Annotated in this window: 5 protein-coding genes and 3 pseudogenes; 6 read left to right on the top strand and 2 right to left on the bottom strand. The window is 57.3% G+C overall.

All coding sequences use genetic code 11. From position 1 onward, the window contains the following. Together NKH67_RS33405 and NKH67_RS33400 are read right to left on the bottom strand one after the other, a co-directional pair. A pseudogene (locus tag NKH67_RS33405) lies at positions 1 to 126 on the bottom strand (IS110 family transposase); the annotation flags it as partial. 807 nt (positions 127 to 933) lie between these two features. Next, positions 934 to 1,496, bottom strand: a pseudogene (locus NKH67_RS33400) (transposase); the annotation flags it as partial. 453 nt (positions 1,497 to 1,949) lie between these two features. Between NKH67_RS33400 and NKH67_RS33395 the strand changes: the two are divergent. From NKH67_RS33395 to NKH67_RS33370, 6 genes and pseudogenes are all read left to right on the top strand, one after another. Beyond that, a complete protein-coding gene (locus NKH67_RS33395) occupies positions 1,950 to 4,001 on the top strand; it encodes a hydantoinase/oxoprolinase family protein (protein WP_353032972.1) in 2,052 nt (683 codons plus the stop codon). After that, positions 3,998 to 5,992: a hydantoinase B/oxoprolinase family protein gene (locus NKH67_RS33390; RefSeq protein WP_353032970.1), complete on the top strand. Its 1,995-nt coding sequence runs from the start codon at positions 3,998 to 4,000 to the stop codon at positions 5,990 to 5,992. Before NKH67_RS33395 ends, NKH67_RS33390 begins: the two co-directional genes overlap by 4 nt. A gap of 35 nt (positions 5,993 to 6,027) precedes the next feature. Next, positions 6,028 to 7,503 (top strand): MmgE/PrpD family protein, encoded by a 1,476-nt coding sequence (locus NKH67_RS33385; RefSeq protein WP_353032968.1) that lies wholly within the window; start codon positions 6,028 to 6,030, stop codon positions 7,501 to 7,503. Between the two features lie 228 nt (positions 7,504 to 7,731). Beyond that, positions 7,732 to 9,054, top strand: a complete 1,323-nt coding sequence (locus NKH67_RS33380; protein ID WP_353032966.1) for an MmgE/PrpD family protein — start codon at positions 7,732 to 7,734, stop codon at positions 9,052 to 9,054. A gap of 67 nt (positions 9,055 to 9,121) precedes the next feature. Continuing rightward, positions 9,122 to 10,384 (top strand): NAD(P)/FAD-dependent oxidoreductase, encoded by a 1,263-nt coding sequence (locus NKH67_RS33375; RefSeq protein ID WP_353032974.1) that lies wholly within the window; start codon positions 9,122 to 9,124, stop codon positions 10,382 to 10,384. Between the two features lie 702 nt (positions 10,385 to 11,086). Further along, a pseudogene (locus NKH67_RS33370) lies at positions 11,087 to 11,462 on the top strand (B12-binding domain-containing protein); the annotation flags it as partial.

Below are 11,462 nucleotides of genomic sequence, written 5' to 3'. Positions count from 1 at the left end.
ACGGATAAGTTCGGCAATGATCCTGGGGTCTGAGGCGCACACCCCACGCCAGACGCGCTTGCCTTCACGTCGGATCGACACCGCTATCTCTTTCATCGACACGTCGAGACCGATATATTCTTCCATGGCTGTTCTCCATCAGATGCTGGGCCCGGCGTCAGGTCGTGAGCCCGTATTTCATCTTATCGGGGAACAGCCACCTTCCAAGGATATGATTGTTCTCTGGGCGATGCGCTCCCGCGATTACCCCATGTGGACGCCTCCTGACGGCATCGCTGTGCCAAAGTGGCGTCGTCGATCATCACTAGAACTGAGGCGTCCATGTTGGAAGTACATAGTCGGAATGGATCTGGCGAAGAAAATGGGCGAGGGAGATTGCGAAGCTGGGGCACGATGTTCGGCTAATCGCTCGGGCTACGTCAAGCCCTCTGTGAAGCGGCAGAAGAACGATGCCGCTGACACCGAACCGATCTATGAGGCTGCGCAACCGCCGATCATGCGGTTCGTAGCTGTGAGGTCGGAGATCAGCAACCTAGCGCTATGCTGTTTCGCGTTCGCGACCTGATCGTTCGCCAGCGGACGGAAACCATCAATGCGATAGGGCCATCTTGCCGAGTTCGGGCTGGTGGCCGCGCAGGGACTTTTCCACTGGCCAAGCTTGTCGCGGCGATCATCCCTGAAGCCGCTCGCCAGATCCTGTTTCTGCTCGTCGAACAGTTCCGCTCCCTCTGGACGAAAAGGTGGCAATGTTCGACCGCGAGATTGGCCGGCGCGCCAGGGATGATGCGGAAGCCAGGCGATTGACGACCATCCCTGGCATAGGACCAATTACCGCTGGTGCCGTTGCCGCGTTGGCTCCTTCGGCTGGGATGTTCAGGAGAGGCCGGAACTTCGCGGCCTGCATTGAACACCTGGCGGGCAGCCTCGTAGGCACTTCACGCCTCGCAGGCCGCGATCGGCCAGAGACCGCAGGAAGTCGGTCCAGAACGTCTCGGCCTCAGACGGGCCGGTGGCCACGCCCAGCACCTCGCGCTTGCCTCCTCGTGCACCGCCACGGCGATCATCATAGCACGGCTGGTCTTCCTGCCACTCCCGCGTGCCTTCACGTAGGTCGCATAGACCCAGAGGTAGAGCCAGGCGCCCTCCAGCGGCCGCGTGAAGAAGGCGTTCACCCGTTCGACGTTGGTTCGTCCGGCGCCGAGCCGGCTCACCTGGCTCTCCGACATTGGTCACCAGAGCCTTCTCGGCCGTTCGACGTGGCTCGAGAAAGCTCGGGAAGTAGCGTCCGTTGGGCAGCTTCGGGATCTCCAACGCAATCCGGCCGGCGCTGGTGTCCCAGTCACGGTCGCCATATCCGTTCCGCTGCACCGCCCGTGCGCACTTCTACCTCCATCTCCAAAGAGGCGATCGGCAGCAAAGGCCAGCATGTCCCGCACGAAGTCGCTTTCGGCCAGCTTCTCAATCAGCTCGACCAGCGCCATTCTCTCGTCGGTCATCGTCTCCGTTTCACGTCCAGGTGTTGCAACCCGAACCTCTCGAAGCAATGACCGCCAGCGCTACAGGCGGCCGCGTTACTCTACGCGGACGGCTCCGCGGCCTCCTACACCATCAACACGGACGCAGCCGCAGATTACAGTCAAGCGGTCAATCCGTAAATGTGTTCACCGCAACTGCGCTCCTCACCGCCTAAAATGCGATCTGAATCGGCTGAAGAAGGCAAAGATCGCGAGCGACTTCCGGTCGTCCTGCGGCGTTGCGGGAAGCCAGCCTGTTGAGGCGTGCCGGCATGCTCTCGAAGAAGCCATCCGAGATGAGAATGAAGCCAGAGAATCGGCAGCCAATCGCGCTATAACTATTATGTTATAGCGGATTGTCACTTACCCTCAGTAGTAGCCGCGAGTTTCGGCATGCATACTAATGCTTCTCGACAACGTGGTGAGAGCGCGGCCATGAGTGTAAGAATAGGCGTGGACATCGGTGGGACCTTCACCGATTTCTGCGTATATGACGAAAAAACGCGAGCTTTGCGGACCCTCAAGGTACCGTCCACTCCTGACACGCCCGGCGCCGAGGTGCTGGCCGGCATGCGTCTTTTGCAGGAGAGGGACGGCATAGCTCCAGAGGATGTTGTACGATTCGTGCATGGCACGACTGTTGGAATCAATACTGTTATCCAGCGCAAGGGCATGACGCTGGCGCTGTTCGTTACGGAAGGCTTCGCCGACGTACTGGAGCTGGCGCGCTTACGTATGCCGGAAGCCTACAGCATGTACTCCATGCGTCCGACTCCCCTCATCCCACGGCACCGCGTCTTTCAGATCAAAGAGCGCATGCTAAGTAATGCAAGCGTTGCCGTCCCCATCGACCGCGCCAATGTACTGGAGGTGCTGGCCGACGCAAAGGCAAGCGGTGCGGAGGGCATCGTCGTCTCCTTCCTGCACGCCTACCGGAATCCTGTCAATGAGCAGCTTGTCCGCGACATTGTCGCGGAAGTTGATCCTGATCTCCCGGTCTATTGTTCGAGCCTGGTGTGGCCGGTGATCCGAGAGTACGAGCGGACAGTAACCACGATCCTCGCAGGCTATGTGCAGGAGCGGGTGGCCCTTTACCTTGGTTCACTACAACGAGCCCTGCGTGACCATGGCACGCGCTGCGAGCCAATGATCACGAAGTCCAACGGCGGAATCATGTCGGCCGAAAACGGCAAGCGCGATTCCGTGCACCTGTTGCTGTCCGGCACGGCCTCCGGAGTAATCGGAGCCTCCTTTATCGCGGATTCGGCCGGCATTCGGAACCTGCTGACATTGGACATCGGAGGCACCAGCGCCGATGTGGCGTTGATCATCGATGGTAAACCGCAACGTGGCACCGGCGAACTGATCGGGGAGTTCCCCCTTTACGTGCCTACGATTTCGGTAAGTTCCATTGGGGAAGGAGGAGGCTCGATCGCCTGGCTCGACGAGCAAGGTGGCCTCAAGGTCGGGCCGGAGAGCGCCGGTGCCAGCCCCGGTCCGGCCTGTTACGGCAAGGGAGGCATGCGGCCGACCATCACCGACGCCTTCGCGGTGTGTGGTCTCCTGGGTGGCGCCCCGCTCGGATACAACAGCATTACGATAGATAAGGATAAGGCCGCGGCGGCTATTGCGACGATCACGCCTCAAGGCGTTTCCCTGGAGACTCGTGCTCAGGCGATTATTGATGTAGCCGTTTCGGGGATGTATCTCGGCATCAGCAAGATGATCGCCAGATCGGGCATCGACATCCGAGACTTCACATTGATGACCTTCGGTGGCGCCGGGCCTATGCTTGGCTGCTTTCTTGCGCGCGAACTGGGGATGCGCCGCGTGCTAGTGCCCGCAACGCCGGGCGTCATCAGCGCGTTGGGTGGTCTGGTCGCCGATGTGAAGAATGATTTTCTTGAAGCGCTCTATGCCCCGATGACGGGGGACATTGCCGACAGGTTGCGCATAGCCGCCGAAAGCCTGCGCAGTCGCGCGAAGCGCTGGCTGCTGGACGAGGAGCATTATGAGGGTGAGCCTCTGATCCACTTCTCAGCGGACATGCACTACCGCGGCCAGTCATACGAGATCGAGGTGCCGATCGATAACGAATGGCTGATGGAAGGCGACACTGACGCCATCGTCGCCGCCTTCCATAAACACCATCAACTTGTCTACGACATTCATGACCCGGAGGGCGATGTCCGCATCGTTAATTTGCGAGCGCTCATTTCCGGGGAAGTTCCCAAACCGCAACTCGGGGCCGTTGTTCTCGCCAAGGCAGCACCTGCTCCGGACTCTGTGCTCTCCGTTTACCTCGATGGTGCCATGCAGAGCGTGCCTTGCTACCGTCGATCGCGCCTGGCCGCCGGCCACAGACTTTCCGGTCCCGCTATCATCATACAGGACGACACAACGACCTGCATTCCGGTGGAATTTGAAGCGACAGTTGATGCCTATGGCAACATGCTCTTGGATTGGACGAATGGGAGCGGCGAATGATTGATAAAGTTACATTGCAGGTTCTCGCCAACCATTGCCGCGCTGCCGCGGAGAGCATGGCCTACACTCTTAACCGCACAGCTTTCTCGACCTTCGTCAAGGAAACGGAAGACTTCACGGTGGGCATCGCCAATCGGGCCGGGCTTACGGTTTCAGTGCCGCAAGACCTGGGTGCGACTTGGTTCATAGGCCTGGATTATCGCAATGTCATCGATGCGATCGCCGATTATGAGGAAGGGGATATTTGTGTCACGAACGACCCATATAGCGGCTATGTTTGCACGCACGCGCCAGATCTACATATGTGGAAGCCTATTTTCCACCAAGGCGAGCTTGTCTGCTTCGCCGTAGGCCATGTGCACAACACGGATGTAGGGGGAGCCGTCCCGGGCAGCCTGTCACGATCACTGCAGGAAGTGCACCAGGAAGGCATTCGCATCCCGCCAACCAAGCTTTATCGGAGGGGCGTTTTAAACGAAGATGTTAAGAACATACTGCTAACGAATGTGCGGGCGCCAAAGCAAAACTGGGGCGATATAATGGCTCTAGTTGGTAGCCTGAATACGGGGGAGCGAAAAATACGCAACATCATATGCAAGTTTGGTGTACTCACCTACTGTGAAGGGCTCGAATCGCTGCTTGACCATGCGGAGGCGCAGGCCCGTACGTTGATCCGCAGCATGCCCGATGGCGAGTATCATTTTTCGGATTACATTGACGAAGACGGGGACGATGGAAATCCGATCCGCATAGCTATGACGTTGCGCATTGACGGCGATAACGCCGTGATGGACTTTACCGGTACAGACCCGCAGCTTCTTTCGTCCCACAATGTGCCGACGGGCGGCCACCCTCGGCACACGCTGTTGCTGGTTGCGGTCTATTTCGTGCTTTATACACTGAACAATAATCTCCAGCTCAATGCCGGCCTGACGCGGCCTTTCACCTGCATCCTCCCGGAAGGGACTCTTCTGAACCCGGTGTTTCCAGCTGCGGTTGGCATGCGCAGCCTATCCTGTAACCGGTTGCGCACCGTGATTTTTGGCGCCTTCCATGCGGTGTTGCCGGACAAAATACCGGCCTCGCCGTCGGGTACCACCTCTATCCTCAATGTCATGACGACCAACAATACTACAGGCGAAAGGGTCATGGCTGCCGTTAACCCTGTGATGGGCGGATCGGGAGCGTTGCCATACAAAGATGGTTCGAATGGATCGGGCGGCGACACCACTTATCTCAAGAACTCGCCCATCGAGATCACGGAATCGGAGGTGCCGATCCAAGTGTTGCGCTATGGCCTCCAGCCCAACAGCGGGGCGCCCGGCTATTATAGGGGAGGGTTGGCGCAGATCATCGAGTTTCGCACCACGGCGCCTAACAGCAAGGTGACGGCGCGTGGACGTGATCGGTCGAGGTTCCGCTCCTGGGGCGCCTTGGGCGGCAGCGCCGGCATGCTTTCGACGTTCACCCTCAATCCGGGAACGGACCGGGAGGTTCAGCTTGGCAACCGTGACGTGGTGCCTATGGGCCCGGGAGATGTGATCCGGATCGTTTCCTCAAGCGGAGGCGGGCGTGGCAACCCCTTCCAACGACCGCTGGACATGGTTCTCGCTGATCTTCGCAATGGCTACGTTACTCAAAAGGCGGCCCTGCGCGACTATGGCGTTGTATTTCGCAACGGTGTGATCGACGAGACGGACACCGAACGGGAGCGCGCCTCCCGTAAAGTGGAAGAGAGCGTCAGGCAGTTCGACTTCGGTCCCGAGCGCGCTGAATATGAGAGTGTTTGGACCCGCTCGGTCTACGATGATCTGACTCGTGTGCTGAGCGACGTGCCCGTGCAGTGGCGATATTTCCTTAAAACGGAGATTTTTGCCCGAGTGCGGAATCGCAACCCGGGAGAAGCAGGGCCGCCCGACATCATTGCTCTCTATCGGCAAATAGCTGAACGCTACCCGGCACTGAAGATCATGACTCCGACGCAAGCCTGAGGGCGCATGCCCGTATGCGGCGATGAGGGCATCGCTTGTGTAATGATCAAAGGGATAGGCAGCACGAAAACACCTCTTCATGGACGAATGCAGATATGGATCACGAGTGCGCACAAAGCAATTGCCAAAAGTCCGGAACCGCGTCGACGCTGGCATCCTGGATAACACACCTGCGTTATGCGGATATTCCCGTTGAGGTCTTGCGCCATTCGAAAGCCTGCTTGTTGGATAGTGTGGCATGCATAATCGCCGGAATGAACAGTCACCCATCCACCGTGATCCGGGATGTTCTCAGGCGAGGACAAGGGTCGAGCGATGCGGTATCCGTTCCGGGTACAGATTTGCGGATGGGTGTGCTTGGTGCCAGCTATCTCGGCGCCCAAGCTGCAAATCTATTGGATTTCGATGATTCTAGCCGAGCCGGCGCTCCAGGACATCCGGGTGCGACCGTCGTGCCGCCCGCTTTAGCTCTGGCGGAAGAACGCGGGGTATTCGGCACGGATCTGCTTAGGGCGATCGTTATCGGATACGAAGTATCCTTGCGTATCGGCCGGGCTGTACAGGCTTCGCCGGAACGGAAGCGCGCGGTGTTGGGCTTCTCAGCCTGGCAAACGTTCGGCACCGTGGCCGCGGCGGCAAGCCTTATGGGGCTGACACAGGCGCGTATTGTCAACGCGTTTGGACTGGCAGGCGCGCAGGCGCCGCTTCCCAGCATCCGAAAGTTTGTGGACGGCGATCCCCCCTTTTCTTGGATCAAAAATTGCTACGGCATAGCAAGTGAGGTCGGCATGTTGTCAGCTATGCTAGCCGAGCGAGATTTTTTAGGAAACCAGGAAATATTTGATGGCGATACCGGCTTCTGGGTGATGTCCGGTTCTGACCGTTACCGGCCTGAGCTCGCAGTGGAAGGACTGGGCAACCGATGGATGATCCTGAACGTTGGGTTTAAGCCATATGCCTGTTGCCGCTGGACTCATACTCTGTTGGATTGTTTGCGCTTGCTAGCTGCCCCGTTAAGGGCGGAGACCATTGTGAACGTCGATGTGCACGGCTTCCGCGAATTGACGCAAGGGTTAAAAATTCCGCTTCCTAAATCGGTCATCGATGCTCAGTTCAACGCTCGCTATCTTGCGGCACTCGAACTCACGGGCCGGTCGCCAGAATACGGCATATCAGAAGCGGATCTGATCGAGCCTGCAGTGATAGATCTTGCTTCAAGGATACACCTTTACCACGACGCGGCCGCTGATAAGGCTTACTTTGAGGAAGGCGCTCTCCCGGTACGCGTGCTCATAACCTGCGAGAGCGGCTTAGTCTTGTCGGCGAACGCGGAATGGCCTTCAGGCAGTTCTGAGGCCGGAGGCTTTCCGGACGAGGCGCTCAATCGGAAATTCCTCGCCACAGTGTCTACGATCTTAGGAGGGGACAAAGCTATACGGGCGCTCGATATGATTCGTGATTTGGAAAACTGGTCTGCTGGCGATTTGCTCAGAAATTTGGTGACGAGCTAATAGCCAGTTAGGCCGATGGTTCACTTTCAGTTGGCTGGTCCGGAGGGGTCGTCGACAGCTTCGTACTTCGACTTGCTGCATTAAGGTGTAGCGAAAGTCGCACTTGAACTGCATAGATAGGCATAAACTGGCTATCGTAACAGAATGGAATCGCCTGAACTGCCAGGCAGTGCGCTGGGAATAAGGCATTCACCTCGTTTTAACCTTGGCTAACCTGAGAGCGACGATTTGTACGCAACCGAAGAACTTGCTTGCTTTGTCGTTAGCCACCCCAAGGGGAGATTGAGGAGTCTGACACGAGAAGCTGCGTCGCTCCTAACCGCAGACCTAATAGCGGCGGCGGCAGCAGGTTCCCGCTCAACTCTTGCCACGGCAGCACGCTCTGCCGCTACAGAGCTTTATGGAAAAGGTGAGGTGAGTATTTGGTTTACAGATATCAGCCTATCTATTGCTGGTGCCGCAAAAGCAAATGCTGCAGCAGCAAGCGCACTAGACATAGACGATGGTCACCGTGGAGCGGCAGGCCATCCCGGTGCCGGAATTATCCCCACTGCGTTGGCTATCGGTCAAGCACATCGGGCGAGTGATGTCGACATCTTGGAAGCAATCGTCCTCGGTTACGATGTGGCGTTGCGGGTGGCAGCTTCGCGGCCTGCCGGCAGTGTTGCCTCCTACAGTAGTGGTCGCTGGGTGGGTTTTGGCGTTGCCGCCGCTGCCGGCAGACTTTTGGCATTGAATGCGGTCGAGCTGGCCAACGCTTTGTCGATTGCCGCGGCAGAAGGACCAATTGGCTTTCCGACAGGAACCTCAAAATTTCAGGGTACCACGGTCAAGGAGGGTATTCCTCCTGCCGTCATCGCCGGCCTAACAGCCGCATTCCGCGCGAAAGCGGGTGCCACTGGGCCACTCGATATTCTGGATAACACCGAACGATATACCCGTGAGCTTCTCACGGGGAAGCTGGGTCAGTCGTGGCATATCGAGCAATGCTACTTAAAGCCTTACGCGTGTTGTCGATATATGCATGCAGCGATCGATGCGATTCTCGCTTTGCGATCGTACGATAGACCCATCCGAAGTTTGAAAATCCAAACGTTTCCACAAGCCTTGAAACTTTCAAATGCACGAGTTCCTTCAACGCTTGAGGCTGGTCAATACAGCTTCTTCTTTAGCTGTGCACTTGCTGCCACATACGGCGCTGCTTCATTGCAGCCCGTCAATCCGGCTCGGCTCAGGGATCCAAAAGTGCTGGATCTAGCCGAGAAGATCGAGCTGACGACACACGAAGATTTTGCGCAGTCTTTTCCAGCAACTACGCCTTGCCGAGTCATCCTGGACGAAGGCAATGGGCCTAAGAGCCTTACGATCGTACATCCGCTCGGCGACCTCAAAAATCCGATGTCCCGAGAAAAGGTCAGGGAAAAATTCCTGCGCCTAACTGCCTCGACAGTCGAGCGCGGCTGGCAGGATACGATCCTCGATGCGCTCGACGGACTGCTCACTCGAGGGTTCAAGCCGCTTTTCGCTGCGCTGCCGAAACAACGTGTTTGAGGCAGACAGCGGTCGCTAAGCATTTCAACTGCAAATTATTGGTCCGAGCAGCCGGAGAGTGAAAATCATGTCCCTACCCAAGAGAGCCGATGTCGTCATTGTTGGCGCTGGCATCATCGGAACCGCGACTGCCCTTTTCCTTGCCAAGCGCGGACTCTCAGTCGTTGTCTGCGAAAAAGGCCATGTCGCCTGCGAACAATCCAGCCGCAATTGGGGATGGGTTCGAAGGATGGGGCGTGATCCGTCCGAAATCCCACTTTCCCTTGCCAGTGCTGAGCTATGGGCGCGCATGAATGCGCTTACCGGCGTGGAAACGGGTTTCCGCGAAACCGGCATTTACTATTTGTGCCAAGGAGCGAAAGAAATCGATAAGTACAACGAGTGGCTGCGATACGCTAAGGAATACAATATAGATTCGTCCGTAATAGAAGGACGTACTCTCCGACAGCATTTTCCGGCACTCAGAGGTAACTGGGAAGGCGCCCTTTTTACAAAGAGCGACGGACGCGCCGAGCCGTCACTGGCAACGCAAGCGATGGCGTCATCATTGCGGACGAGCGGCGGTCAAATAATCGAAAGGTGCGCCGTGCGATCCATAGAGACCAAGGCTGGCACAGTTCATTCGGCTGTCACCGAGCATGGTGAGATCCTCTGCGAGAACTTGGTGTTGGCGACTGGTGCCTGGACTCGGTTGTTCTGCGGGAATCTCGGCATCAATTTCCCGCAACTGAAAATCATCGGTTCCGTTATGAGCACGTATCCACTCGAGGGGCCCAACTGCGGAGTAGCAGGAAACGATTTTGCTTTTCGTAAGCGTCTCGACGGTGGCTACACGGTAGCAAGAAGGAACGCGAATATAGCTCATATCGTTCCGGACAGTTTCCGTCTGTTCTCCCAATTCGCCCCCCGGTTGCGGTCAGAAGCAAACGAGGTGCGGCTTCGTTTGACTCGGCAGTTCTTCGCAGAAATGCGAATGCCGAGGAAGTGGCGACCTGACCAGGTCAGCCCTTTTGAAACAATGCGAGTTCTCAACCCGAAGCCGTCGGAGAAAACCCTCGCCGAGGGCCTGCGCAGACTAAGCAGCGTCTTTCCCGAGTTTACAGGTGCCAAAGTTAAGGCAAGCTGGGGATGTGCCATTGATGTAACGCCAGACGCGGTGCCTGTAATCGACACCGTAGACGAAATCCCAGGCCTGATTGTCGCTAGCGGCTTTTCGGGCCATGGCTTTGGTATCGGTCCCGGAGCAGGACATTTGGTAGCGGATATGATCACGGGCGAAACTCCTATTGTCTCGCCGGACCCGTTCAAATTTTCCCGGTTTCGTAAATGATGTTGGTCAGTCGAGTATGGCCTTTCGTGGATGAAGCGTCTATTTGAAGGCACGCAGACATTGCGCTTTCCGACATCAGCCGAACTGTGAGCGCGCCAGCGCAGGCTTCAATTGCGCCAAGCCTCTGCGGCTAATATCAAGAGGGGCCGATTAATTAGGCGCTTCTGCTCGGTGATCGTCACGCCTCGCGATCCAGACTTCACATCCATTCTGTTGGGGAACGGCACGCAACCAAGTTCTTCTGATCCCAGGCTCAAGCACCTCCATGGGATAGAGCACCGCTTCGATGTGACCCTGCCGCTAGCCAAGCTCCGACCGAATCGACGAGGGTACTGCCAATTGCCATCCCGTGCATGCTTTGAAAAGTTCCATCTGAGAGCGGCCACATCCATGCCGCCCCGGCCGCGCGATCGTCGGTCCGACAATGCCCGCGCACCAAAATGAGCACCTTGATGGCGTGCCCTATCGCTCCGTGGCGCCGTGGAGGCAGCCAGCTGGCCACCTACTCACATAAATTGACCCTATACCGACCCATCTTTTTTCCCCCTTACCGGGTCCGAAATGTTGGCCTAAATCCTTTTCACAAACCTGCGTATGCCTGCCATTCCTCCGTTTCTACCGAACCGCAAGGTGGATCCGACATTATGGAACAGGCTTTCACAAGGGAACAGGCTTTGACCCCAGACGATAGTATTGCCCGGGATCGAGGAAGGCACCAACATCCTTCTGGAGCGCGGCTGGGCGCCCTACAAGGTACTGACCGAGGCGCTTGTCGAAGGCATGCGCATCGTCGGCGAGGATTTTCGCGACGGCATATTGTTCGTTCCCGAAGTGCTGCTTTCGGCCAATGCGATGAAGGCCGGCATGTTCATCCTGCGCCCGCTGCTGGTCGCCACCGGCGCGCCCAAGCAGGGCAAGATGGTGATCGGCACGGTCAAGGGCGACATCCACGACATCGGCAAGAACCTGGTCGGCATGATGATGGAGGGCGCGGGCTTCGAGATCATTGACCTTGGGATCAACAACCCAGTCGAAAAGTACATGGCGGCCTTGGAGGAGCATCAGCCCGACATCATTG

This window comes from Mesorhizobium sp. M0968 (assembly GCF_040319065.1).
Lineage (GTDB): Bacteria > Pseudomonadota > Alphaproteobacteria > Rhizobiales > Rhizobiaceae > Mesorhizobium.
This window is presented reverse-complemented; position numbering and strand designations above follow the sequence as displayed.